This window comes from Streptomyces sp. NPDC004126 (assembly GCF_050275515.1).
Classification (GTDB): domain Bacteria; phylum Actinomycetota; class Actinomycetes; order Streptomycetales; family Streptomycetaceae; genus Streptomyces.
In genome coordinates, this window is the sequence record NZ_JBNNPF010000036.1 from 1 (window position 1) to 25,286 (window position 25,286).

At 73.6% G+C, this 25,286-nt stretch carries 19 protein-coding genes and 1 pseudogene; 10 read left to right on the plus strand and 10 right to left on the minus strand.

Annotated elements, in window-relative coordinates:
* A partial coding sequence (locus ACQKM2_RS28380; protein ID WP_427714678.1) for a DUF4253 domain-containing protein occupies positions 1–959 on the plus strand: 959 nt, incomplete at its 5' end.
* A gap of 3 nt (positions 960–962) precedes the next feature.
* On the opposite strand, the gene ACQKM2_RS28385 is transcribed toward ACQKM2_RS28380, so the two are convergent.
* From ACQKM2_RS28385 to ACQKM2_RS28400, 4 genes are read right to left on the minus strand one after another with little or no spacing between them, the layout of a single operon-like run.
* Positions 963–1,370 (minus strand): helix-turn-helix domain-containing protein, encoded by a 408-nt coding sequence (locus ACQKM2_RS28385; RefSeq protein ID WP_385761584.1) that lies wholly within the window; start codon positions 1,368–1,370, stop codon positions 963–965.
* A gap of 4 nt (positions 1,371–1,374) precedes the next feature.
* On the minus strand, positions 1,375–2,382 hold the full coding sequence (locus ACQKM2_RS28390) for a cation diffusion facilitator family transporter (protein WP_427714680.1): 1,008 nt from the start codon (positions 2,380–2,382) through the stop codon (positions 1,375–1,377).
* Between the two features lie 19 nt (positions 2,383–2,401).
* Positions 2,402–3,292: an acyl-CoA thioesterase II gene (gene tesB / locus ACQKM2_RS28395; RefSeq protein ID WP_427714682.1), complete on the minus strand. Its 891-nt coding sequence runs from the start codon at positions 3,290–3,292 to the stop codon at positions 2,402–2,404.
* A gap of 5 nt (positions 3,293–3,297) precedes the next feature.
* On the minus strand, positions 3,298–4,455 hold the full coding sequence (locus tag ACQKM2_RS28400) for an acyl-CoA dehydrogenase family protein (protein WP_427714684.1): 1,158 nt from the start codon (positions 4,453–4,455) through the stop codon (positions 3,298–3,300).
* Positions 4,456–4,643: 188 nt separating this feature from the next.
* Between ACQKM2_RS28400 and ACQKM2_RS28405 the strand changes: the two genes are divergently transcribed.
* A complete protein-coding gene (locus tag ACQKM2_RS28405) occupies positions 4,644–5,045 on the plus strand; it encodes an effector-associated constant component EACC1 (RefSeq protein ID WP_427714685.1) in 402 nt (133 codons plus the stop codon).
* Complete coding sequence (locus ACQKM2_RS28410; RefSeq protein ID WP_427714687.1) at positions 5,042–6,829, plus strand: caspase family protein; 1,788 nt, start codon at positions 5,042–5,044, stop codon at positions 6,827–6,829. The genes ACQKM2_RS28405 and ACQKM2_RS28410 overlap by 4 nt, the downstream gene beginning before the upstream one ends.
* Before the next feature lie 47 nt (positions 6,830–6,876).
* Here the strand turns inward: ACQKM2_RS28410 and ACQKM2_RS28415 are convergent, their stop codons facing one another.
* Positions 6,877–8,337, minus strand: coding sequence for a helix-turn-helix domain-containing protein (locus tag ACQKM2_RS28415; protein WP_427714689.1), 1,461 nt, complete (start codon positions 8,335–8,337; stop codon positions 6,877–6,879).
* A 116-nt stretch (positions 8,338–8,453) separates the two neighbouring features.
* Here ACQKM2_RS28415 and speB point away from each other — a divergent pair, with 116 nt between their 5' ends.
* The 3 genes from speB to ACQKM2_RS28430 all read left to right on the plus strand — a co-directional run bounded on the left by speB (position 8,454) and on the right by ACQKM2_RS28430 (position 15,039).
* Positions 8,454–9,416: an agmatinase gene (gene speB / locus ACQKM2_RS28420; RefSeq protein ID WP_427714690.1), complete on the plus strand. Its 963-nt coding sequence runs from the start codon at positions 8,454–8,456 to the stop codon at positions 9,414–9,416.
* Positions 9,417–9,460: 44 nt separating this feature from the next.
* Positions 9,461–11,146: a thiamine pyrophosphate-binding protein gene (locus ACQKM2_RS28425; protein ID WP_427714692.1), complete on the plus strand. Its 1,686-nt coding sequence runs from the start codon at positions 9,461–9,463 to the stop codon at positions 11,144–11,146.
* Between the two features lie 122 nt (positions 11,147–11,268).
* The gene (locus tag ACQKM2_RS28430; protein ID WP_427714694.1) at positions 11,269–15,039 is read left to right on the plus strand and encodes an ABC transporter ATP-binding protein; all 3,771 of its coding nucleotides are present in this window, start codon (positions 11,269–11,271) and stop codon (positions 15,037–15,039) included.
* A gap of 39 nt (positions 15,040–15,078) precedes the next feature.
* Here the strand turns inward: ACQKM2_RS28430 and ACQKM2_RS28435 are convergent, their stop codons facing one another.
* Positions 15,079–15,633 carry an EF-hand domain-containing protein gene (locus ACQKM2_RS28435; protein ID WP_427714695.1) on the minus strand — a complete coding sequence of 185 codons (555 nt, stop codon included), beginning with the start codon at positions 15,631–15,633 and terminating at the stop codon, positions 15,079–15,081.
* A 154-nt stretch (positions 15,634–15,787) separates the two neighbouring features.
* On the opposite strand from ACQKM2_RS28435, the gene ACQKM2_RS28440 reads away from it, so the two are divergent.
* Together ACQKM2_RS28440 and ACQKM2_RS28445 are read left to right on the plus strand one after the other, a co-directional pair.
* The gene (locus ACQKM2_RS28440) at positions 15,788–16,153 is read left to right on the plus strand and encodes a hypothetical protein (protein ID WP_427714697.1); all 366 of its coding nucleotides are present in this window, start codon (positions 15,788–15,790) and stop codon (positions 16,151–16,153) included.
* An 85-nt stretch (positions 16,154–16,238) separates the two neighbouring features.
* Positions 16,239–17,714, plus strand: coding sequence for an aminopeptidase (locus ACQKM2_RS28445; RefSeq protein WP_427714698.1), 1,476 nt, complete (start codon positions 16,239–16,241; stop codon positions 17,712–17,714).
* 33 nt (positions 17,715–17,747) lie between these two features.
* Here the strand turns inward: ACQKM2_RS28445 and ACQKM2_RS28450 are convergent, their stop codons facing one another.
* Positions 17,748–19,568 carry a glycoside hydrolase family 3 protein gene (locus ACQKM2_RS28450; protein WP_427714700.1) on the minus strand — a complete coding sequence of 607 codons (1,821 nt, stop codon included), beginning with the start codon at positions 19,566–19,568 and terminating at the stop codon, positions 17,748–17,750.
* A 59-nt stretch (positions 19,569–19,627) separates the two neighbouring features.
* Entirely contained in the window at positions 19,628–20,539 is a 912-nt protein-coding gene (locus ACQKM2_RS28455; protein WP_427714702.1) for a LysR substrate-binding domain-containing protein, read from the minus strand.
* 82 nt (positions 20,540–20,621) lie between these two features.
* Between ACQKM2_RS28455 and ACQKM2_RS28460 the strand changes: the two genes are divergently transcribed.
* On the plus strand, positions 20,622–21,578 hold the full coding sequence (locus ACQKM2_RS28460; RefSeq protein WP_427714703.1) for an EamA family transporter: 957 nt from the start codon (positions 20,622–20,624) through the stop codon (positions 21,576–21,578).
* Here ACQKM2_RS28460 and ACQKM2_RS28465 read toward each other — a convergent pair.
* Positions 21,529–22,026: pseudogene (locus ACQKM2_RS28465) on the minus strand (GNAT family N-acetyltransferase); the annotation flags it as partial. The gene ACQKM2_RS28460 and the pseudogene ACQKM2_RS28465 sit on opposite strands and share 50 nt — an antisense overlap.
* 61 nt (positions 22,027–22,087) lie before the next feature.
* Positions 22,088–22,594, minus strand: coding sequence for a DUF937 domain-containing protein (locus ACQKM2_RS28470; protein ID WP_427714704.1), 507 nt, complete (start codon positions 22,592–22,594; stop codon positions 22,088–22,090).
* 277 nt (positions 22,595–22,871) lie between these two features.
* On the opposite strand from ACQKM2_RS28470, the gene recD2 reads away from it, so the two are divergent.
* Positions 22,872–25,118 carry an SF1B family DNA helicase RecD2 gene (gene recD2 / locus ACQKM2_RS28475; RefSeq protein ID WP_427714705.1) on the plus strand — a complete coding sequence of 749 codons (2,247 nt, stop codon included), beginning with the start codon at positions 22,872–22,874 and terminating at the stop codon, positions 25,116–25,118.
* Positions 25,119–25,286: the final 168 nt, after the last annotated feature.

The following is a 25,286-nucleotide window of genomic DNA, read 5'->3' on the forward strand; positions in this document are numbered from 1 at the left end:
TGGGCCTGGCGATCGCGGGCGTCTGGGAGGGCCGCGGTGCCGCCCAGGAGTACGTGCGCCAGGAGGCGCAGGCCCTGCACGAGATCAGCGTCCGCACCCCCCGCCGGTTGTCAGCGGGGGCCGGTACGTTCGCCGGCATGACCGACGCCCCGAACCCGCTCTCCGTGCTCGACGCCCCCGGCGGTTTTCCCGGGCTGCCGCCGGGCCGGCTGATCACCCGCGCGGTGCGCGGACGGCTGCGGCGGACGCGCAGGGAGCCGCTGCTGTGGCTCTCCGACGGGCCGGTGGACGCCCCGGCCGCCGCGTACCCGGCCCCCGCCGGGCTGCTGCCCGTACTGCTGCACGACCGGCACGGGCCGCAGGAGTGGTGGCGGGACGAGGACTACGTGGACCCCGACCGCTGCTCCGACCCCGACGACCACGACGGCGAGACCGTGCTGCGCGAGTTCTGGGACGCGGTCGTCCCCGACCGCGAGGAGGGCGCCGAGGGCGCGGAGCTGATCGCCCCCTTCGACCGGATCTGGCCCGGCACCGCCTGGGACGGGACCCCGACGGCGGAGCCCGGGGCGGCCGCGGCCGCCGTCGCGGGGGAGCTGCTCGCGCGGGGGTGGCTGGGCGGCAGCCCCCGGCTGGCCCTGGCCCCCGCCCGGCGCGGGGCCGACGTGCCGGCCGCGATCGGCTGGAGCGGCCCGCTCAACCACGAGAACGACACCGCCCGCATCAGCGCGGTCCTGCGCTCCTGGGAGGACCGCTTCGGCGCCCGCGTCCTCGCGCTCGGCTTCGCCACCCTCGACCTGTCGGTGGCGGCTCCGCCCCGCACGCTCGCCGAGGCCCTCCCGGTCGCCGCCGAGCACTTCGCGTTCTGTCCCGACAACGTCCGGCAGGGCTCCGGCACGGTCCGCGACTACGCCGCGGAGGCGCTGGTGGGCGCGGCCCACTGGTCGTTCTGGTGGGACTGACCGTCAGCCGGCGTTGGGGCCGTTCCTGACCGGCCGGGTGTGGATCTTCGAGACGCAGGCCGGCAGGGCCGCGTCCGCCTCGTGGTCGCGGGCCCGGTACGCGCTCGGGCTCTCGCCCACCAGCTCCGTGAACCGCGAGCTGAACGACCCCAGCGAGGTACAGCCCACCGCGAAGCACACCTCCGTCACCGACTGGTCGCCGCGCCGCAGCAGCGCCTTGGCCCGCTCGATCCGGCGGGTCATCAGGTAGCTGTACGGGGTCTCCCCGTAGGCGGCGCGGAAGCTGCGCGAGAAGTGCCCCGCCGACATCAGCGCGACCTGGGCCAGCGCGGTGACGTCGAGCGGCTCCGCGTAGTTGCGGTCCATCAGGTCGCGGGCCCGGCGCAGCCGGGCGAGGTCCTCCAGGTTCACCCGTTCAGCCTTGCACAGGACCGGGCGGTACCGAAGGTTCCGCGGGGGACGCGGGCGCGGACGCGGGCGGCGGGGTCGGCGTCGGGTCCAGGTAGACCCGGCGGACGGCCGGCCACCGCTCCTGCAGCTGGTCCTCCGCGTCCTCGCAGGCCGCCTCCACCTGCCGGGCCGACGCCAGGTCGTGGAAGTCCACCTTCGCCGCGATCAGCACCTCGTCCGGCCCCTGCACCAGGGTGGTCAGCTCCAGCACCGCCTCGATGTGCGGGACCGACAGCAGCTCCTCGCGCACCTCCGCCCGCATCGCCGCGGGCAGCGGCCGCCCGATCAGGTACTGCGCGTTCGAGCGCCCCAGCTCCCACGCCACCGCCACCAGCAGCACCCCGATCAGCAGTGAGGCCACCCCGTCGTAGACGCCGGACCCCGTCAGCTGCGCCCCCAGCAGCCCGCCCGCCGCCAGCGCGAGGCCGACCAGCGCGGCGGCGTTCTCCAGCAGGACCGCCTTCACCGCCGTGTCCGGGGTGTGCTTCACGTACAGCCCCAGCGGCGCCCGCATCCGCGCCGCCTCGCCCGTCACCTGCCGCCAGGCCACCAGCAGCGAGTACCCCTCCAGGACGAACGCGACCGCGAGGACCGCGTACGAGAACACGGGGTCGCCGGGATCCTCGCCGTGCACCAGGGTGTGGATCCCGTCGTAGACGGCGAAGACCGCACCGCCCGCGAACGTGGCGATCGAGGCGAGCAGCGCCCAGATGTAGCGCTCGGGCCCGTACCCCAGCGGGTGCGCCTCGTCGGCGGGGCGGGCGCTGCGTTTGAGGGAGGCCAGCAGCAGCACCTCGGTGACCGTGTCGGCCACCGAGTGCGCGGCTTCGGACAGCATCGCGCTGGACCCGCTGACGATCCCGGCGACGGCCTTCGCGGCGGCGATGGCCAGGTTGGTGACCACGGCGACGACGACGGTGGCGACGCTCTCGGATCCCGCCCCCGTACCCGGGGTTTCGGCTTCGACCGGCATGGGGCGACGTTATGTCCGCTCAGCCGCGCGGGACGCGCACGACACCTTCCTGGATGACGGTGACCGCCAGGCGGCCGTCCTGGGTCCAGATGCGGGCCTGTCCCAGGCCCCGGCCGGCGGACGCCGAGGGGGACTCCTGGTCGTACAGGAGCCACTCGTCTGCGCGGAAGGGCCGGTGGAACCACATCGCGTGGTCCAGGGAGGCGCCGACCACGTCGCCGACGGCCCAGCCGCCCCGGCCGTGCGCGAGCAGCACCGAGTCCAGCAGGGTCATGTCGGACACGTAGGTGGCCAGGCAGATGTGCAGCAGCGGGTCGGCCGCGAGCTTGCCCTGGGTGCGGAACCAGACCTGGGAGCGGGGCTCCAGCGGCTCGCCGACCGAGCCCCACGGCGGGGTGGTCGCGTACCGCAGGTCCACGGCGCCGCGCGCCTCCAGCAGCCGCTCGACCGTGCCGGGGTCCCGGAAGGTCTCCCGGTAGGCGGGCAGCGCCTCGGCGGCCGTCGGCAGGGACTCGGGGTCCGGCGCGGCCGGCATCTCGGCCTGGTGCTCCAAGCCCTCCTCGTACGTCTGGAAGGACGCGGAGAGGTGGAAGATCGGCTGTCCGTGCTGGACGGCGACCACGCGGCGGGTGGTGAAGGACCGCCCGTCGCGGATCCGGTCCACGGAGTACACGATCGGCGCGCCGGAGTCGCCGGTGCGCAGGAAGTACGAGTGGAGCGAGTGCGGCAGCCGGTCCGCGGGCACCGTGCGGCCGGCCGCGACCAGTGCCTGGGCCGCGACCTGGCCGCCGAACACGCGCGGCACCAGGGAGGTGCGGCTCGTGCCGCGGAAGATGTTCTCCTCGATCTGCTCCAGGTCGAGCAGATCGAGGAGGTCCGTCAGCGCCGGGTCTTCTTCGAACGCGGCCAAGTGGGTTACAGCCCCATCGCCTTGGCGATGATCGACTTCATGATCTCGCTGGTGCCGCCGTAGATGCGGTTGACGCGGTTGTCGGCGTACAGGCGGGCGATCGGGTACTCGTTCATGTAGCCGTAGCCGCCGTGCAGCTGGAGGCAGCGGTCGATGACGCGGTGCGCGACCTCGGTGCAGAAGAGCTTCGCGGAGGCGGCCTCGGCCGGGGTCAGCTCGCCGGCGTCCAGGGCCTCCAGCGCGCGGTCGGCGACGGCCTGGGCCGCGTCCACCTCGGCCTGGCAGGCGGCCAGCTCGAACTTGGTGTTCTGGAAGTGCGCGACCGGCTTGCCGAAGACGGTGCGGTCGGTGACGTACTGCTGGGCGAACCGGACGGCCGCGGCGGCCTGGGCGTAGGCGCCGAAGGCGATGCCCCAGCGCTCGGAGGCCAGGTTGTGGCCGAGGTAGTAGAAGCCCTTGCCCTCCTCGCCGAGCAGGTCCTCGACCGGGACCTTGACGTCGACGAACGCCAGCTCGGCGGTGTCGGAGGTCTTCAGGCCCAGCTTGTCGAGCTTGCGGCCGATCGAGTAGCCCTCGGACTTGGTGTCCACGGCGAAGAGGGAGATGCCGAAGCGGCGGTCCTCGGCCGACGGGGCGGAGGTGCGGGCGCAGACGATCACGCGGTCGGCGTGCACGCCGCCGGTGATGAAGGTCTTGGAGCCGTTGAGGACGTAGTGGGTGCCGTCCTCGGAGAGCTTGGCGGTGGTCTTCATGCCCGCGACGTCGGAGCCGGTGCCCGGCTCGGTCATCGCGAGGGCCCACATCTCCTCACCGGAGACGAAGTTCGGGAGGAAACGCTTCTTCTGCTCGTCGGTGGCGAGCATCTTGATGTAGGGCAGGGCGAGCAGCACGTGCACGCCGGAGCCGCCGAAGTTGACGCCCGCGCGGGAGGTCTCTTCGTAGAGGACGGCCTCGAACTTGTGGGTGTCCAGGCCCGCGCCGCCGAACTCCTCGGGCACGTTGATGCCGAAGATGCCCAGCTCGCCGAGCTTGTAGTAGAAGTCGCGCGGCGCCTGGCCGGCCTGGAACCACTCGTCGTAGACGGGGACGACCTCGGCCTCGATGAAGGCGCGGAGGGTCTCGCGGAACGCCTCGTGGTCCTCGTTGAACACCGTACGGCGCACGGCCGGCTCCCTTCGTCGCGGCGGTCCGCCGCCCATGTCTAAGCGCTTGCTCATAGCTAAGTTACCCGGCGGTCACCGAGGCTGTCCATAGCGGGCCGGCCGCTCGGCCCGGAAAGCCCTTGACGGGGCTGGGGGCGGCTTGAATCCTGTCACCGCGAAGTTCGGTCTCGTGGGCACGGGGGTATCGGATGGAAGTCGAGATCGTGAGCGCCGGGCCGGGGGACGACGCCGAACTGCGGGCGTTGCGGGCCTGGCTCCGGGCGGACCCGGAATTACGGGAGGCCCGGATCCGGCTGGTGGAGGCCGAGAAGCCCGAGACCATGGGCGGCGTCCTGGAGGCCGTCCACGTGATCCTCTCGGACGCGGTCGGTGTCGGCGGCTTCGCGGTCTCGCTCGCCACCTGGCTGAGCACCCGCCCCCGCGCCCGGACCCGCACGCTGCGCACCGGCGGCCAGGAGCGGGAACTGCCGGCCCGCGCCGACGCCGACCAGGTCGCCGCCCTGCTGGGCGGGCCCGGGGGGAACCCGGGAGACGGGCCAGGGGAATCCCCGGGCGGGACCCCGCAGGACACCGGGGAGGGCGGCCGATGAGCTCCAGGCTGCCCGACGTGGCCCGCTCGCGAGCCGTGCTCGTCGGCGTGTCCCGCTACGACCACCACCCCGCCCTGGAGTCGGTGCAGACGAACCTGCGGGCCCTGCACCGGATCCTGGTCAGCCCCGGCCACCTCGGCCTGCCGGACGCGCACTGCCAGGTCGTCCGCGACCCGGGCAACGCCGACGAGGTGATGGCCGCGCTGGAGTCGGCCGCCGACCGGGCCACCGACACCCTGATCTTCTACTACGCCGGCCACGGCTTCGCCGACGAGGACGGCCTCTACCTGGGGCTGACGGGAACCCGGCACAAGCCCGGCTCCGAGCGGTACAACGCCGTCCACTACGAGTGGGTGCGCCGGGCCGTCCTGCTCGGGCAGGCCCAGGCCGCCCGGCGGATCATCATCCTCGACTGCTGCTACAGCGGACGGGCCGCCAGCGAGGCCACGGCCGACGTGATGGGCTCGCTCAACACGGACGTTCAGGGCACGGTCGTCTGGGCCGCCACCAGCCCCAGCCGGCCGCTCGCCAAGGCACCGGCGGACGCCGAGTACACCGCGTTCACCGGGGAGCTCGTGCGCACCCTGGACACCGGCATCGACGGTGCCGCCGAGCTGCTCGACATGGACACGATCTTCCACCGGGTCAGCAGCGGCCTGGTCGCCAAGGGCTTCCCGCAGCCCGACCGGCACAACCACGCACTCGGCGGACAAGTGGCCCTCGTCCGCAACCGGGCGGGCACGCCGGCCGCCCCCGCCGCCCCGGTGGCGGGAGCCGCCGCGGCCGCCCCCGCCACCTCCGCGGCACCCGCGACGTCCGGGGCCAGCGCCTCCTGGGAGCCGTTCACCTGGGGCCCCATGCGGACCGACCTGCTGATCGTGGAGGGCGACGGGGAGAGCGTCATCCCCGAGAGCTCCCTGCACGTACGGGCCGTGGACGAGGACGTGGAGCTGCCGGAGGAACTCGCCGAATGGCGGGCGGAGATCGCCGCGGAGCAGGACCGGCTCAAGGCGGCGGGCCGGTCGTACTTCTGGAACGGGCTCAACTACGCGGTCGAGCGGATCACCATCGGACGGGTCGCCGAGACGGAGTCCCCGGAGATCTACATCCAGTTCCAGAACTCCGACTACTACACCTTCCTGGCCACCCAGCAGCTTGACCGGGAGTTCCGGGACGGCAGCACCCCCAAGAGCCGCTACATCGACCCGCACGACGACCCGCTCGACGTCGAGCCGTTCATGAGCTCCTCGTTCGGCACCAACGTGGCCGTGATCACCCGCGACGAGAAGCTGATCGTCTCGCGGCGCAGCCAGATGGTCGGCTCGCACCCCGGCACCTGGAACTCCTCCGCCAACGAGGCCCTGTCCCGGGTGGTCGACAACGCGGCCCGCCAGGCGCCCAACATCTTCAACGTGGCCCGCCGGGGCCTCAGCGAGGAACTGGCACTCAGCACGGACGAGTACCGGCTGAGCATGCTGGCCCTGACCATCGACAAGAGCACCCACCAGTGGGGCGCGCTGTTCCTGGCCCGGCTGCGCCGGGTGACCTCGCAGGAGTTCGTCGAGCGCCGCTCGCGCGGGGTCTCCGACAAGTGGGAGCACGACCGGCACGAGCTGGTCGACTTCGAGATCGAGCCGGTGATCCGCTTCATCTTCGACCCCGAACGCTCCGGCCTGTGGTCACCCACCGCGCCGGGGCTGTTCTACCTCGCGCTGGTCAACAAGTACGGACGGGTCGCGGTGGAACGGGAGAGCAAGCGGCTGCTCGGCGAGTTCACCCGCTGAGTCCAGCCGCTGAGCCCACCCGTTGGGTCCACCCGCTCCGGGAAGCGTCAGCGGGACAGCGCGAACCACAGTTCCGCCCGGACGTCCGGGTCGTCCAGGTCGCGGCCGAGGAGGACCGCGCAGCGGCCGATGCGCTGGCGGACCGTGTTGCGGTGGACGTCCAGCGCCGCGGCCGTGCGGTCCCAGCTCCCGTGGTGCGCCAGCCACGCCCGCAGGGTCGTGCGCAGCCCCGGCGGCAGCGGGCCGAGCAGCGCCTCGGCATGGGCCCGGGCCTCGGCCTCGCCGACCAGGCCCGCGAGCCCGCCCCCGGTGTGCCGGGCCAACGGGGTACGGGCCGCCTCGGCCCGTTCCAGGGCCCGGCCGGCCTGGGCGTCGGCCGTGGCCAGGGAATCCGGGCCGGCCGGGGCGGAGACGCCCAGCCGCCAGCCGGGCTGCGCGGCCGGCTCCCGCTCGGTCAGCAGCCGTACGCCGCCGGGCCCGGCCGGGTCCAGCAGTACGGTGCCCAGCGCGGCTGCCAGGGCCTGCGGATCCCCGGCGCCCCGGGCGTGGACGGCGTACCAGGGCCCGGGCGCGAGCACCCCGGCCGGGTCCCCGTCCAGCAGCAGCCGGGTCAGGGCGGCGGCCTCCGTCCCGGCGGGGCGCTCGGCGGTGACCAGGCTCAGCAGCACGGCGGCGATGGAGGCGATGGTGTGGTCGCCGGGGGTCCGCCCCGGGGTGGCCAGGGCCAGCACCCGCCCCCCGCCCACGGCGTACGCGGCCAGGCTCATCGCGCCGAGCGAGTCGGTGGCGGTGGCCGCGGCCCCGGGGGCCACCCGCCGCACGAGCGCGGCCACGGCGCCGAGCACCTCCGCGCCGGGCACGGCCCCGGCGGCGACGACGCCCCCGGCGGTTCCGGCGTTCGGGTCGGTCCCGGGGCCCCCGGCCGGCCCGCCGGCACCCGCCGGGTCGGTGCCCGGGGCCAGGAGGGCGGACCAGCCGCCCAGGGCCGCCGCCAGGCGGGACAGCAGCGCCGGGACCGGGTCGGGGCGGGCCGCGGCCGCCGCCAGGGCCTGCTGGGCCTCCGCGACCCGGCGCAGCTCCCGCGTGCGCGCCTCCGCCATCAGCCGCCCGACGCTGCGGGCGACCGCCGTGAACGGGGTCCCGGGCGGGACCTCGACCAGCGGGAGCCCGTACCGCTCGCACGCCTCGGCCAGGCCCGGCGGCACCACCTCGTGCACCGGGGTCACGCCGAAGCCGAGCGCGGCGGCCCCGGCGCGGGCCAGCCGGCCGACGTAGGCGGCGGCGCCGGCCTCCGTCAGCTCGGCCCCGGCCGTCAGCAGGAGCTCGCCGCCCAGCAGGTAGGGGGAGGGGTCCGCCATCTCGGAGGCGTGCACCCCGTGCACTTCCGCCACCGCCGGCCCCGCGAGGTGCCGCAGCCCGAGCCCCCGCTCGCCGAGCAGCCCCGCCAGCTCCACGGGCGGTGTCATCGGCTCACCGGCGGGGTTCGGGGTGACCGGGGCCTCGGACATGGATACTCCGTACATTCCAGTGCTGCCAGATGGATGAAACGTACCCTCCCCACCCCCGCGCGGCACGCTTACGCTCGAAGGACCGCACCAGCAGGACCACCAGAAGGGCACCCCCCATGAGCACGCAGCCGCGCGGCCCCGTCGACTCCTCCCGCATCCCGCGCTACGCGGGCCCGGCCACCTTCGCCCGGCTGCCCCGCCTCGACGAGGTCGGCAAGGCCGACGTCGCCGTGGTCGGCGTGCCCTTCGACGCCGGTGTCTCCTACCGCCCCGGCGCCCGCTTCGGCGGCAACGCCATCCGCGAGGCCTCCCGCCTGCTGCGCCCGTACAACCCGGCCCAGGACGCCTCGCCCTTCGCCCTCGCGCAGGTCGCGGACGCCGGTGACATCGCCGCCAACCCGTTCAACATCAACGAGGCCGTCGAGACCATCGAGGCCGCCGCGGACGACCTCCTCGGCACCGGTGCCCGCATGATGACCCTCGGCGGCGACCACACCATCGCCCTGCCCCTGCTGCGCTCCGTCGCCAAGAAGCACGGCCCGGTCGCCCTGCTCCACTTCGACGCCCACCTCGACACCTGGGACACCTACTTCGGCGCCGAGTACACCCACGGCACCCCGTTCCGCCGCGCCGTCGAGGAAGGCATCCTCGACACCGAGGCGCTGTCCCACGTCGGTATCCGCGGCCCGCTGTACGGCAAGCAGGACCTCACCGACGACGAGAAGCTGGGCTTCGGCATCGTCACCTCCGCCGACGTCTACCGCCGGGGCGCCGACGAGGTCGCCGACCAGCTGCGCCAGCGCATCGGCGACCGCCCGCTGTACATCTCCATCGACATCGACTGCCTCGACCCGGCGCACGCCCCCGGCACCGGCACCCCCGAGGCGGGCGGCATGACCTCCCGCGAGCTGCTGGAGATCCTGCGCGGCCTGTCGTCCTGCAACCTCGTTTCCGCCGACGTGGTCGAGGTCGCCCCGGCGTACGATCACGCCGAGATCACCTCGGTCGCGGCTTCGCACACCGCGTACGAGCTCACCACGATCATGAGCCGTCAGATCGCCGCCTCCCGGCAGGCCTGATCAGCACACATCCACAGGGCGGCGGCGAAGGGCAGCCACACACCGTGACGCACGACCACGACCTGGTACTCCGTCCCACCGAGGCCCAGACGGCGGCCGCCCTGGCCCCGCCGCCGGGCCGTACGGGCGGGGACCTGGTCGTGGAGACGCTGCGCGGGCTCGGCGCCACCACCGTCTTCGGCCTGCCCGGCCAGCACGCGCTGGGCCTCTTCGACGCCGTCGGCCGCTCCGACCTGCGCCTGGTCACCCTGCGCACGGAGAACAACGCGGGCTTCGCCGCCGACGCGTACGGGCGCCTCACCGGCGAGGCCGTGCCGCTGCTGCTCTCCACCGGGCCCGGGGCGCTGATGTCCCTGCCCGCCCTCGCGGAGGCGGCGGCCGCCTCCGCACCCGTCCTCGCGATCTCCTCCCAGGTCCCCACCGCGGGCCTGGGCGGGGGCCGCCGGGGCCACCTGCACGAGCTGCGGGACCAGTCGGCGTCCTTCCGCGACGTGGTGAAGTCCGTCCACACCGCCCGCACCCCCTCCCAGATCCCCTCCGTGGTCGCCGAGGCCTGGGAGTCCGCGCTCACCGCCCCGCACGGCCCGGTCTGGGTGGAGATCCCCGAGGACGTGCTGCGCGCCGAGACGCTGATCCCGCAGGTCACCGGCATGGACGCGAGCCCGCACGAGCTGGCCCCGCGCCCGGAGCTCACCGCGCTGGCCGCGCACTGGCTCTCGGAGGCCTCCCGCCCCGTGATCATCGCGGGCGGCGGCGTGGTCCGCTCCGACGCCGCCGGCAAGCTCCGGCAGCTCGCCGAGCGCCTGAACGCCCCCGTGGTCACCACCTTCGGCGGCAAGGGCGCCTTCCCCTGGAACCACCCGCTCTCCCTCCGGTCCTGGCTGGAGGACCGCCACACGACGGACTTCCTGGAGGACGCGGACGTCCTCCTCGTCGTCGGATCCGGCCTGGGCGAGCTGTCCTCGAACTACCACACGTTCTTCCCCGCCGGCCGAGTCGTCCAGATCGAGGCGGACCTCGGCAAACTGGAGTCCAACCACCCGGCCCTCGGCATCCACGCCGACGCCCGCCTCGCCCTCCAGGCACTCCTGGAGACGGTCGAACCCCGTGAGGACGACGAGGTCCCGGAGCGGGTCCGCGCGCTCCTCGCCGCGGTCGAGGACCGCCTCGCCCCGCAGGACGTCACCCTCGAACGGGAACTCCTGGACTCCATCAGGCAGGCCCTCCCGCCCCGCTCCCCGTCCTTCTGGGACATGACGATCCTGGCCTACTGGGCCTGGTCCGCCTTCGACCCGAAGCACCCGAACACCATGCACTCGGCGCAGGGCGCGGGCGGCCTCGGCTACGCCTTCCCGGCGGCCCTGGGCGCGGCGGTCGCCGAGCCCGGCACCCCGGTCCTCGCGGTCTCCGGCGACGGCGGCGCCATGTACTCCCTCTCGGAGCTGGCCACCGCGAAGGAACACGACCTGGACGTCACCTGGCTGATCGTCGACGACGGCGGCTACGGCATCCTCCGCGAGTACATGACGGCCTCCTTCGACGGCCGCACGACGGCCACCGAACTGACCCGCCCGGACTTCACCGCCCTGGCGGCCTCCTTCGGTGTCCCGGCGTCCACCACCACCCCGGACAGCCTCCGCGAGGACCTCACCCGGGCCCTGAAGACCCCGGGCCCCTCGGTCCTGGTCCTCCCGGCCACCCTCAAGATGTTCGCCCCGACCCACCTCTGACCCGTCCGGGCCAAGCCGCCGAGCCCCGCAGGAACACCGGTGCGATTGTTGCAGCGGGATGAAATCCGCCGGTGGGGGCGTTGGGGCAGGCGGCAGGACAGGACCTACGGGGAGGCGAACACGTGACCGCGGCGCAGGCTGGGGAGAAACAGGGCTGGGGCAGGCGGCTGGCCGCCTACACCTGGCGGTACAAGGCCAACGTGCTCCTCGCGCTCGGATCCTCGCTCGCGGGCATGGCCGTCATGGCGCTCGTCCCCCTCGTCACCCGGGTCATCATCGACGACGTCATCGGCGACGAGAGCAAGCCGATGGGGCCCTGGGCCGGCCTGCTCATAGGCGCCGCCGTGCTGGTCTACGTACTGACCTACATACGCAGGTACTACGGCGGGCGCCTCGCCCTCGACGTGCAGCACGACCTGCGCACCGACATGTACGACACCATCGCCCGCCTCGACGGGCGCCGGCAGGACGAGCTGTCCACCGGGCAGGTCGTCGGCCGGGCCACGAGCGACCTCCAGCTGATCCAGGGGCTGCTCTTCATGCTGCCCATGACCATCGGGAACTTCCTCCTCTTCGGAATATCCCTCGGCGTCATGCTGTGGCTGTCCCCGCTGCTGACCCTCGTCGCACTGCTGATGGCCCCCGCCCTCTGGTTCATCGCCAAGCGCAGCCGCAAGAAGCTCTTCCCCGCCACCTGGTACGCCCAGCAGCAGGCCGCGGCCGTCGCATCCGTCGTCGACGGCGCGGTGACCGGCGTACGCGTCGTCAAGGGCTTCGGGCAGGAGGAGCAGGAGACCGGCAAGCTCCGCGCGGCCGGCCGCCGGCTCTTCGGCGGGCGGATGCGCGCCATCCGCCTGAACTCCCGCTACACCCCCGCCCTCCAGGCCGTCCCCGCCCTCGGGCAGGTCGCCATCCTGGCCCTCGGCGGCTGGATGGCCACCCGGGGACAGGTCACCCTCGGCACCTTCGTCGCCTTCTCCACCTACCTGGCCCAGCTCGTCGGCCCCGTCCGCATGCTCGCCATGGTGCTCACCGTCGCCCAGCAGGCCCGGGCCGGCGCGGAGCGGGTCTTCGAGCTCGTCGACACCGAGCCCGAGATCCGGGAGGGGACGAGGGAACTCCCCGCCGACGCGCCCGCCACCGTCGAGTTCGAGGACGTCCGCTTCGGGTACGAGCCCGGCCGCCCCGTCCTCGACGGGTTCTCCCTCGCCCTCGCCGAGGGCGAGACCGTGGCCCTCGTCGGTGCCTCCGGCAGCGGCAAGTCCACCGTCTCCCTGCTCCTGCCGCGCTTCTACGACGCCGACCGCGGCACCGTCCGCGTCGGCGGCCACGACGTGCGCGAGCTGACCTACGACTCGCTGCGCGGCGCCATCGGCCTGGTGCCCGAGGACTCCTTCCTCTTCTCCGACACCATCCGCGCCAACATCGCCTACGGGCGTCCCGGCGCCTCCGAGGAGGAGGTCCGCGCCGCCGCCCGCGCCGCCCAGGCGGAAGGCTTCATCGAGGCCCTCCCCGCCGGCTACGACACCAAGGTCGGCGAGCAGGGCCTGACCCTCTCCGGCGGCCAGCGCCAGCGCGTCGCACTCGCCCGCGCCATCCTCACCGACCCCCGCCTGCTCCTCCTGGACGACGCCACCTCGGCCGTCGACGCCCGCGTCGAGCACGAGATCCATGAGGCGCTGCGGGCCGTCATGGCCGGCCGCACCACCCTGCTGATCGCCCACCGCCGCTCCACCCTCGCGCTCGCCGACCGGATCGCCGTCATGGAGCACGGGCGGCTCGCCGACATCGGCACGCACGAGGAGCTGGAGCGCCGCTCCCCGCTGTACCGGCGGCTGCTCACCGACCCCGAGGTCCTCGGCGCGCACTCGCCGCGCACCCCCGACGGGCCGTCCATGGCGGAGTTCGAGCGGGACCTGGAGAAGGACATCGAGCTCGAAGCGGAGATCGACGCCGAGCCGGTGAACGCCAAGCGGCGCGTCGTCGACGGGGTCACCCCCGAGCTGTGGCGGCGCGAGGAGCGCTCCGAGGCCGACCCGGCGCCGGGCGCCACGCCGGAACTGCTGGCGCAGGTGGCCGCGCTGCCGCCCGCCGACGACGAGCCGGGCGTGGACGAGGCCCGGTCCGCGGCCGCCGAGGAGAGCTACGGCCTGCGCAGGCTGCTGGCCGGCTTCTGGGCCCCGCTCGCGGTCAGCCTCGGCCTGGTCGCCGTCGACGCGGGCGCCGGGCTGCTGCTGCCGGTCCTGATCCGGCACGGCATCGACCAGGGCGTGGAGCAGGCCGCGCTGGGCGCGGTGTGGGCGGCGTCCCTGTTCGCCCTGGCCGTGGTCCTCGGGCAGTGGGCCGCGCAGTTCGCGGAGACCCGGATGACCGGGCGCACCGGCGAGCGCGTGCTCTACTCCCTGCGCGTCAAGATCTTCGCGCAGCTCCAGCGGCTCGGCCTGGACTACTACGAGCGCGAGCTCACCGGCAAGATCATGACCCGGATGACCACCGACGTGGACTCCCTGTCGAGCTTCCTGCAGACCGGGCTCGTCACCGCCGTCGTCTCCGTCCTGACCTTCTTCGGCATCCTGGTCGCCCTGCTGGTCCTCGACGTCGAACTCGCGCTGATCGTCTTCGCCACCCTGCCCGTGCTGGTCATCGGCACTGTCGTGTTCCGCCGCAGGTCGGTCGCCGCGTACGAGCTGGCGCGCGACCGGGTCGGCCTGGTCAACGCCGACCTCCAGGAGTCCGTGGCAGGCATCCGGCTGGTGCAGGCCTTCCGCCGGCAGGAGGCGGGCCGGGCCCGGTTCGCCGAGCGCAGCGACGCGTACCGCGAGGCGCGGGTGCGCGGCCAGTGGCTGATATCGGTCTACTTCCCCTTCGTGCAGCTGCTGTCCTCGGGCGCGGCGGCGGCCGTGCTGATCGTCGGCGCGGGCCGGGTCGAGGCGGCCACCCTCACCACGGGCGCGCTGGTGGCGTACCTGCTGTACATCGACCTGTTCTTCGCGCCGGTGCAGCAGCTGTCCCAGGTCTTCGACGGGTACCAGCAGGCGACCGTCTCCCTCGGCCGGATCCAGGACCTGCTGCGCGAGCCCACCACCACCCCGCGCCCGGCCGAGCCCCGCGAGGTCACGGCGCTGCGCGGCGAGATCGCCTTCGAGGGCGTGCGGTTCCGGTACGGCACCGCGGAGGAGCGCGGGACCAAGGGCGACGCGCTGGCCGGGATCAGCCTGCGGATACCCGCCGGGCAGACCGTCGCCTTCGTCGGCGAGACCGGGGCGGGCAAGTCCACGCTGGTCAAGATGGTGGCCCGGTTCTACGACCCGACCGCCGGCCGGGTCACCGCCGACGGCACCGACCTGCGGGAGCTGGACCTGACGGCGTACCGCCACCGGCTGGGGGTCGTCCCCCAGGAGCCGTACCTCTTCCCGGGGACGGTCCGCGACGCCATCGCCTACGGCCGGCCCGGGGCGAGCGACGCCGAGGTGGAGGCCGCCGCCCGCGCGGTCGGCGCCCACGACATGATCGCCACCCTCGACGGCGGCTACCTGCACGCCGTCGCCGAGCGCGGCCGCAACCTCTCGGCCGGCCAGCGCCAGCTGATCGCGCTGGCCCGCGCCGAGCTGGTCGACCCGGACGTGCTGCTGCTCGACGAGGCCACGGCGGCCCTGGACCTGGCCACCGAGGCGCAGGTCAACCAGGCCACCGAGCGCCTCGCGGGCAAGCGGACCACCCTCGTGGTGGCGCACCGGCTGACGACCGCGGCCCGGGCCGACCGGGTGGTGGTCATGGACCGGGGCCGGGTCGTCGAGGACGGCAGCCACGCGGAACTGCTGGCCCGCGGCGGGCGGTACGCGGTGCTGTGGCGGACCTTCGCCGGCGAGGGCGAGGCGGCCGCCGCCGCGTAGCCGGCGGGCCGCCGCGGCCGGACAGGGGCGCCCCCGGGATCAGAGCTCGCCGAAGAGCAGGTTCCCGGGGGCGTCCTCGTCGTCACCGGTGTAGTACTCGCGCACGGCGTCGAGGAGTTCGTCGACCGACAGGTAGCCGTCGTGGTTCTTGTCGATCTTCGCGAAGAGGGTGTCCGCGTCGGCGGGCTCCAGCCGGGTGTCGAAGGCCAGCTGCGCCTTGTGGAACTCCTCGGGGCTGATGTGCCCGTCGCCGTTGGTGTCGACGACCGTGAGGATCGCCTTCATCATCGGCCGGAAGGACTTGTCGTAGGCCGGGCCGCCGTCCTTGTACAGGCGGGTCATGCCGTCCCGGTACTGCACCGGGGTCAGCTTCTGGTCCTGGCCGACGCCGAGCTCGTTGAAGAGGTCCACCCAGAAGTCGGTGAGCCCGCGGAACACCTCGGCCGCCTTGGGGGAGTCGGCGGGCTCCGACAGCGCCGTCAGCAGCCGCGACCCGAGCGCGATCATGTCCTTCTCGTCGATCACGCCGTTGTCGTCGGCGTCCAGGTGGGCGAAGGCGCGCTCCAGCTTGCGGTCGAGCAGATCGGTCGTCATGTCGGCTGCCTTTCAGGGCTACGGTGTGCATCCGGTCGATCGCCCAGAGTAGTGCAACCTTCCGGGCCGACTGAGCGTCGTACGTGCGTACGTGTTACGTACGACCGATCGGGGGGACAGGATGAGGCAGGACCGCGGGCGTCGGGGACGGGTCGTGTCCCTGGGGGTGTTCGGGGGCGCGCTGTGGCTCGCGGTGGGAGGCGTCTTCGCGGCGCCCGCCGCGTCGGCGGCGTCCGGCGGCTGCGCCGGCGAGCTGGTCAAGGCGATGCCGCTGCCCGGCGCCGAGGTGCGGGTGTTCAAGGGCCGGACCCAGGTCTGCGCGATGACCGTGGCCCTGCGGCCGGGGGAGCGCCGCCACATGGCCGTCAGCGTTCAGCCGCGCGGCGGGGTGCCGGTGGGCGATGCGGGGCAATTCACCCGCTACGCGGGCCCCGTCACCGTGGGCGCGATCAGCCGGTGTGTGTATGTAAGGGGCGAGATGGCGGCCGGATCCGTCGAATCTGGCTGGATCCTGTGCTGAGCCCGCGTCCCAACTGGGGCTGTTCACGGACGCGTTGATCCCGCTAGGTTCACGGGCGACCACAGTGAACTCAAGGGGAGGGTGAATGCGCAAGACGCTTGGCCGGGTACTGCCCGTCGCGGTGCTGATCGGCACCATGGGCACGGCCGGTCTCACGGCTCAGACGGCCACCGCCGCAGAGCCGGCCGCCGCCGCGCAGGCCGCCGCGGGACAGGGATCCGCAGCGGACATCAAGGACCAGATCCTCGCGATCCCGGGCATGAGCCTGATCGAGGAGAAGCCGTACCCCGGCTACAGGTTCTTCGTACTGAACTACGAGCAGCCCGTCGACCACCGGCAGCCGTGGAAGGGCACCTTCAAGCAGCGCATCACCCTGTTGCACAAGGACGTCTCCCGTCCCACGGTGTTCTTCACCTCGGGCTACAACGTCAACACCAACCCGCGCCGCGCGGAGCCGACGACCATCATCGACGGCAACCAGCTGTCCATGGAGTATCGATTCTTCAACCCGTCCCGCCCGGACCCGGCGGACTGGTCGAAGCTCGACATCTGGCAGGCCGCCAGCGACCAGCACCGCCTCTTCACCGCCCTGAAGAAGCTCTACCCCAAGAACTGGCTGTCCACGGGCGCCAGCAAGGGCGGCATGACGGCGACGTACTTCGAGCGCTTCTACCCGCGCGACATGGACGGCGTCGTCGCCTACGTGGCGCCCAACGACGTCGTCAACAAGGAGGACTCGGCCTACGACCGGTTCTTCGGCAAGGTCGGCACCAAGGAGTGCCGCGACAAGCTGAACAACGTCCAGCGCGAGGCCCTGATCCGCCGCGAGCCGCTGGAGGCCAAGTACAAGGCCGCCGCAGCCGAGAACGGCTGGACCTTCAACACCGTCGGCAGCCTCGACAAGGCCTTCGAGGCCGTGGTCCTCGACTACACCTGGGCCTTCTGGCAGTACAGCCTGCTCGCCGACTGCGCCACGATCCCGGACGCCAAGACCGCCACCGACCAGCAGATCTGGGACACGGTCGACACGATCTCCGGCTTCTCGGCCTACGCCGACCAGGGCCTGGAGACGTACACGCCGTACTACTACCAGGCCGGCACGCAGCTCGGCTCGCCCGACATCAAGCAGCCCCACCTCAAGGGCCTGAGCCGGTACGGCTACCAGCCGCCGCGCAACTTCGTGCCGCGCGACATCCCCATGGCCTTCCAGCCGGCGGCCATGGCGGACGTGGACACCTGGGTCCGCAACAACGCCCACCAGATGCTGTTCGTGTACGGGCAGAACGACCCGTGGGGCGCCGAGCCCTTCCACCTCGGGTACGGGACGCGCGACAGCTACGTGATGACCGCTCCGGGCGCCAACCACGGGGCCAACGTCGCCAAGCTCCAGGACGGCGAGAAGGCCCTCGCGACCGCGCGGATCCTCCAGTGGGCCGGAGTGGCCCCCGCCGCCGACGTGTTCCGCGCGGACGGGGCCGCCCCGCAGGCGGCGGCACCGCTCGCCGCGCCGGACCCGGTGCTCGACCAGACCGACCTGCGCCGCGAGTCGCTGCGCCGGTAAGGGCCCCCGACGGGCTGTCGTACTTCCGGTACTTCAGTACGACAGCCCGTGGCCCAGCGGGTAGCGGCCCGGGACGGGCACCGGGAGCCGGCCCGACGGCCGGCTCGCGCCCGTCAGCACCCGGGCCGCCGCCCGCATCTCCACGTCCGTCCACGTGTACGTGGCCACCTCGGCCGCACACGCGGGCAGCCGCGCCGGGTCGTACGGATTGCGGACCGCCACCAGCACCACCGGGACGCCCGTGGCGACCAGCTCCGCCACCAGCGTGCGCTGCGGACTCTCGCCCTCCGGGACGTTGTACGTGCACACCAGCACCGCCGCGTGCCCCGGCGCGGCCGCCACCGCCCGCTCGGACGGGAGCGCCTGCGCCCGGCACCCCAGGGAGGTCAGCTCGCGCGCCAGCACCGCCGTCGGGGGGCCCGTGGTGCCCGTGGGGGAGACCGGGTCGGTGCCGGTGACCAGCAGCTCCGGCCCGGCCGACGCGTCCAGCGGCAGCAGCCCGCGCGGATTGGCCAGCAGCGTCGTCGTACCCGCCGCGACCGCGTCGGCGGCCGCCAGGTGCGCGCCCGTCCCCACCGCCGCGTCCACCGCCGCGTCGGAGGTGTACGGGTCCTCGAACAGGCCCCGGCGGGCCTTCAGCTCCAGGACCCGCAGCACCGACTCCTCGATCCGGCCGCGCGACACCTCGCCCGACTGAACCGCCGCCAGCACGGCGCGCTGCGCGAGCCCCAGGTCCGGCGCGTTCAGCAGCAGGTCGCAGCCCGCCTTCAGCGCCAGCACCGGCACCCGGTCGTTCCCGTACTTCTGCCGGACCCCCGCCATGTCGAGGGCGTCGGTGACCACCACCCCGCGGAAGCCCAGCCGTTCGCGCAGCAGGCCGGTCACGATGGGCCGCGAGAGGGTCGCCGGGTCCCCCGAGGGGTCGAGCGCGGGGAAGACGATGTGCGCCGTCATGATCACGTCCACGCCCGCGCGCACCGCCGCCCGGAACGGCGGCGCGTCCAGCTCCTCCCACTGGGCGCGGGTGTGCCGCATCACCGGCAGCCCGACGTGGCTGTCGGTCTCGGTGTCCCCGTGGCCCGGGAAGTGCTTCGCCGCGGCCGCCACCCCCGCCCCCTGGTAGCCGCGCACCTGGGCCGCGGCCAGCGCCGCGACGGCGGCCGGGTCGGAGCCGAAGGAGCGTACGCCGATCACCGGGTTGGCCGGGTTGACGTTCACGTCGGCGACCGGAGCCCAGTCCTGCCGGATGCCCAGCGCCGCCAGCTCCGTCCCCGCCACCCGGGCCGCCCGGAGCGCGCCCTCGGCGGAGCCCGCCGCGCCCAGCGCCATCGCCCCCGGCAGCAGGGTCGCGGGCCGGCCGATCCGGGCGACGGCCCCGTGCTCCTGGTCCACCGACAGCAGCAGCGGGATCCCCGCCCCCGAGTCCGCGGCGGCCCGCTGGAGCCCGTTGGACAGGGCGGCGATCTGGTGCGGGTCACGGGTGTTGTGCGCCCACGCGAAGTAGACGACTCCGCCCAGGTGGTAGCGGGCCACCAGCTCGGCGGCGGTGCGCACCCCGAAGTGCTGCATGTTCAGCTCGGCGTCCGCCGGGTCGGGGTCCGTCGCCGAATGCCCGTAGGCCCGGGACACGAACAGCTGCCCCACCAGCTCGGGCAGCCCCAGCCCGGAGACCACGGCCCGCAGCCGCTCCCGGTCCGGGCGGCGCCCCGGCGGCCCGCCGGGGGCGCGGGAGTCGTCCGGGGTCCCGGGGGCGGCGGTGGAGGCCGTGGAGGCGGCCCCGGCGGCTCCGGCGGCCGTGACGGCGGCCATGGCGGCGGCGGCGAGCAGAGCCCGGCGGGAGGCGTGGTTCGGCACCCGTGGGACCCTACTGCCGTACCCGGCGCCGCGCCTGACGGACACTCGGGAATGGCCCGTTAGGGATGCTCCGGGGCGGCCGCCCAGTGCTCCTGGAGGGTGCGTACGGTCTCGGTGATCGCGGGCCGGCGGGCCGCTCCCGTCCGCCACAGGGCGTACAGCCTGCGCACCGGACCGGGCTCCAGCCGTACCGCCACCGCGCCCGGCGGCAGCGCGCCCGTGCCCAGCCGGGGCACGACCGCGATCCCGAGACCGGCCGCGACCAGCGCGACGATGGTGTGGTTCTCCTCGGCGGTGTGCGCGATGTCGGGTTCGAGCCCGGCGGTGCGCATGGTCCGCACCAGCCAGTCGTGGCACACCCGGCCGGGCGGCTGGCACACCCACCGCTGGCCCCCCAGGTCCGTCCGGCGCACCGCCCGCCGGGTGGTGAAGGGGTGTCCGGCCGGGACCACCAGGTCGCAGGGGTCGTCCCCGATGACGGCCTGCTCCACGCCCTCGGGGGCGGGCAGCGGGGCGATGTCCCAGTCGTGGGCCACCGCCAGGTCGGTGACGCCCCGGGCGACCAGGTCCACCGACAGGTGGGGGTCGACCTCCGTGAGGCGCACGTCCAGCGCGGGATGGCGCTCCGCCAGCTCGGCCAGCACCCCCGGCAGCAGCCCGCGCGCCGCCGACGCGAAGGCGGCGACGGTCAGCAGGCCGCTCGGCCGGCCGCGCCGCTCCTCCAGGGTGGTCTCGGCGCGCTCCACGATCGCCAGCAGCTCGCGGGCGGTGTCGGCGAGGTGCCGGGCCTCCTCGGTGAGCGCGACCCCGCGCCCGCGCCGCTCCAGCAGCGTCGTGCGGGTCTCCCGCTCCAGCTTGGCGATCTGCTGCGAGACCGCGGAGGGGGTGTAGCCGAGTGCGGCCGCCGCGCCCGCGACCGAACCGTGGACGGAGACGGCGTGCAGGGCGCGCAGCCGGGAAAGGTCGAGCATCCTCCAATCGTAAGCGATGCTTCATCCATCCCGGTAGGGATCCGCGCTGGTGCTACATGGTTCGGGCGTCGATGCTCGAAGCATGCGTCCCGTACACACCGCACTCGCCGTCCTGGTCGCCGCCGTCTGGGGGTTCAACTTCGTCGTCATCGAGATCGGCCTCGGCCACTTCCCGCCGCTGCTGCTGTCCGCGCTGCGCTTCCTCGTCGCCGCGCTGCCCGCCGTGTTCTTCGTGGGGCGCCCCAAGGTCGCCTGGAAGTGGATCCTCGGGGTCGGCGCCGCCCTCGGCATCGCCAAGTTCGGGCTGCTGTTCACGGGGATGGCCGCCGGGATGCCGGCCGGGCTGTCCTCGCTCGTGCTCCAGGTCCAGGCCGTCTTCACCGCCCTGCTGGCCGCCGTCGTGCTGCGCGAGCGGCCCGGCCGGGTGCGGCTGCTGGGCATGGCCGTGGCGCTGGCCGGGATCGGGGTGGCCGCCGTCGACCGGGGCCTGTCCGGGCCCGTCACCGGCTTCGTCCTGGTCGTCGCGGCCGCCGCCTGCTGGGGCGTGTCCAACGTGCTCACCCGCAAGGCGGCCCCGGCCGACGCCATGAACTTCCAGGTGTGGGTGTGCGTCGTCCCGGTGGTCCCGCTGTTCGCGCTGTCGCTGCTGCTGGAGGGGCCCGAGCGGGACCTGGCCGCGCTGCGCGCCCTGGACTGGTCCGGGGTGGCCGTCATCGGCTACGTCGCCTGGGTGTCCACGGTGTTCGGCTTCGGCGCCTGGGCCTACCTGCTGCGCCGCTACCCGGCCTCGGCCGTGGCGCCGTTCTCGCTGCTGGTGCCGGTGTTCGGGATGTCCTCGGCCGCTCTGGTGCTCGGCGAGGGGGTCTCCGGGCCGGGCTGGGTGGCGGCGGTGCTGCTGGTCGGCGGGGTGGGCCTGACCTCGCTGGCCCCGGCACGCGCGAAGACCCGTACGGCCCCGGTCCCGGCTCCGGACCCGGCCCCGGACCCGGTCAGCGCGGGGGGTCCTCGCGCAGCGGCAGCCGCCAGTCCTGCCCCGTGAGGGAGACCCCGTACGAGCGGTGCGGGCGCTCGGCGACCAGGGTGAAGCCGGCCCGCTCGTAGATCGAACGGGCCGCGGTCAGCACGTCGTTGGTCCACAGCACCAGCTCGCGGTAGCCCGCCGAACGGGCGAAGGCGACGACGGCGGCGACCAGCAGGGTGCCCACCCCGAGGCCGCGCCCGGCCGGGTCCACGAGCAGCAGCCGCAGCCGGGCCGTGCCGGGCGAGCCGTCCTCGCGCACGCACATCACCGAGCCGACCGGCTCGCCCTCGTGCTCCGCGATCCAGACCCGCTCCCGGTGGGGGTCGTGGTCCTCGGCGAAGTCCGCGACGATCCGGGCCACCAGGCCCTCGAACTCCTGGTTCCAGCCGTACTCGGCCGCGTAGAGCGCGCCGTGGCGCTGCACGATCCAGCCCAGCTCGCCGGGCCCGGGGTCCCGCAGCCGCACCGCCGCGCCGGAAGTCTCCATGGCTGCCGAGGATAGCGCGGGGGCGGGCGCCGGGGCCGGGCTACTTCTTGCCGCCGCCCAGGATCGAGCCCAGCAGGTCGCCGAGGCCGCCGGCGCCGGCGGGAGCGGCTCCCGGGGCCCCGGCGGTGGGGGCGCCCTTGCCCGCGGCGCGCTTGGCGAAGACGGCCATCAGCACCGGGATCAGCAGTTCGATGACGCGCATGACGGTGGGGGCGGGGATGCCGGTCTTCTTCGAGACGGCGTTGGCCACCGGTTTGCTCACCTTGGAGAGCACCCCGGCCATCATCCCGCCGCTCAGCAGGCCGCCGAGGCCGCCGAGGGTGGCCACGCCCTGGAGGGGAGGCTCGGACACCTCGGCCACGGCCTGGCGGACCTCGTCGTCGTCGGCGTCGGCCTTCTCCTGGAGGCCGCCGGTCATCGCCCCGACGGTCTCGGAGACGGTCGCGCGGGCGCCGTCGGTGTCGGTGCCGAGCAGGGTGGCGATCTCCTGGAGCTTGTCATCGCCCAGTTCGCCCAGTACGTCGTCCTCGAAGGAAGAGTCGCTCATGCCGGAAACGCTACGTGTGCGGTGATTTCACGGCACCTCGGAGTACTCCCCGGGTGGCTGAACGTAATGGAAAGGTAAAGCTGTGATTCCGCATGCAACCCTCCGGGCGCCACGCGGGTCGTATGGAGCGTCGGGACTTCCGGGTGGGGATCCGGGGGGATCGGGAAGTCCGACGAGGGAGGGGTAACCGTGAGGGGGTCCGGCCGCGAGGCCGGACCCCCTTTCGTTCGTCCACAGGCCCCGGCGCCCTGTCGGCGGCGGACTGTAGCTTCGTGCCATGGTGAACAACGGGGCGGTGCAACCGGCAGTGGTCGAGGGGGTGCTGGAGCGCATCACCTACGCCAACGAGGAGAGCGGCTACACGGTCGCCCGGGTCGACACCGGCCGCGGCGCGGGAGACCTGCTGACCGTCGTCGGCTCGCTGCTCGGCGCGCAGCCCGGCGAATCCCTGCGCATGGAGGGCCGCTGGGGCTCGCACCCGCAGTACGGCAGGCAGTTCAGCGTCGAGAACTACTCGACGATCCTGCCCGCCACCATCCAGGGCATCCGCCGCTACCTCGGCTCCGGCCTCATCAAGGGCATCGGCCCGAGGATCGCCGACCGCATCGTCGAGCACTTCGGCCTCGACACCCTCGACGTCATCGAGGCCGAGCCGAAGCGGCTGATCGAGGTCCCCGGCCTCGGCCCCAAGCGGACGAAGCTGATCGGAGCCGCCTGGGAGGAGCAGAAGGCCATCAAGGAGGTCATGGTCTTCCTCCAGGGCGTCGGCGTCTCCACCTCCATCGCCGTCCGCATCTACAAGAAGTACGGGGACGCCTCCATCTCGGTGGTCAAGAACCAGCCGTACCGGCTCGCCGCCGACGTCTGGGGCATCGGCTTCCTCACCGCCGACCGGATCGCCCAGGCCGTCGGCATCCCGCACGACAGCCCCGAGCGGGTCAAGGCCGGCCTCCAGTACGCACTGTCCCAGTCCACCGACCAGGGGCACTGCTTCCTCCCCGAGGAGCGCCTCATCGCCGACGGCGTGAAGCTGCTCCAGGTGGACACCGGGCTGGTCATCGAGTGCCTGGCCGAACTGGCCGCCGATCCGGAGGGCGTCGTACGGGAGCCCGTGCCCGACCCCCAGGGCGGCCCCGACCCCCTCACCGCGGTCTACCTGGTCCCCTTCCACCGGGCGGAGCTCTCGCTGGTCGGCCAGGTCCGCCGGCTGCTGAACGCCGAGGAGGACCGGATGCCCGGCTTCCAGGACGTGGACTGGGACAAGGCCCTCGGCTGGCTCGCCGGCCGCACCGGGGCCAGCCTCGCCCCCGAGCAGCGGGACGCGGTCAGGCTGGCCCTCACCCGACGGGTGGCGGTGCTCACCGGCGGGCCCGGCTGCGGCAAGTCCTTCACCGTGCGCTCCATCGTGGAGCTGGCCCGGGCCAAGAAGGCCAAGGTGGTGCTCGCGGCCCCCACCGGCCGGGCCGCGAAGCGGCTGTCCGAGCTGACCGGGGCCGAGGCCTCCACCGTGCACCGGCTGCTGGAGCTCAAGCCCGGCGGGGACGCGGCCTACGACCGGGACCGGCCGCTGGACGCCGACCTGGTCGTGGTCGACGAGGCCTCGATGCTGGACCTGCTGCTGGCCAACAAGCTGGTCAAGGCGGTGGCGCCGGGAGCGCACCTGCTGCTGGTCGGCGACGTGGACCAGCTGCCCTCGGTCGGCGCCGGCGAGGTGCTGCGGGACCTCCTCGCCGAGGGCGGGCCGGTGCCGGCCGTCCGGCTGACCCGGATCTTCCGCCAGGCCCAGCAGTCGGGCGTCGTCACCAACGCCCACCGCATCAACACCGGGGTGCCTCCCATCACCGACGGCCTGCCGGACTTCTTCCTCTTCCCGGAGGAGGACACGGAGGCGGCCGGGCTGCTCGCCGTGGACGTGGCCGCCCGCCGGATCCCGGCCCGGTTCGGGCTCGACCCGCGCCGGGACGTGCAGGTCCTGGCCCCCATGCACCGGGGCCCGGCCGGCGCGGGGAACCTCAACGGCCTGCTCCAGCAGGCGATCACCCCGGCCCGGCCGAACCTGCCCGAGAAGCGGTTCGGCGGCCGGGTCTTCCGGGTGGGCGACAAGGTCACCCAGATCCGCAACAACTACGAGAAGGGCGCCAACGGCGTCTTCAACGGCACCGTCGGCGTGGTCACCGCTCTGGACGTGGAAGAGCAGCGCTTGACGGTCCGTACAGAGGAGGACGAGGAGGTGGGGTACGAGTTCGCCGAGCTGGACGAGCTGGCGCACGCGTACGCCGTCACCATCCACCGTTCCCAGGGGAGTGAATATCCGGCGGTCGTGATCCCCGTCACCACCGGGGCTTGGATGATGCTCCAACGGAACCTGCTCTACACGGCCGTGACCAGGGCGAAGAAACTGGTCGTCCTGGTCGGGTCCCGCAAGGCTCTCGGGCAGGCGGTGCGTACCGTTTCCGCAGGCAGGAGGTTCACGGCGGTGGCCGCGCGGCTCGCCGGCCGGGTCTCGGTGGGAAACATCACCTAGATGATCGATCATTTGGGGTTCCGACAAGCGGCGCGGAGGGGGCAGGATGAGCAGGTTGAAGGCACTCAGTGCCGTCAAAGAGACCAAAGGCCGACCCCGAGTGCACTCTCCTGCGCCAAATGGGGGAAGGTAGAGGCAGTCAGGGCACCTCGAAGAAGAGGCACTACG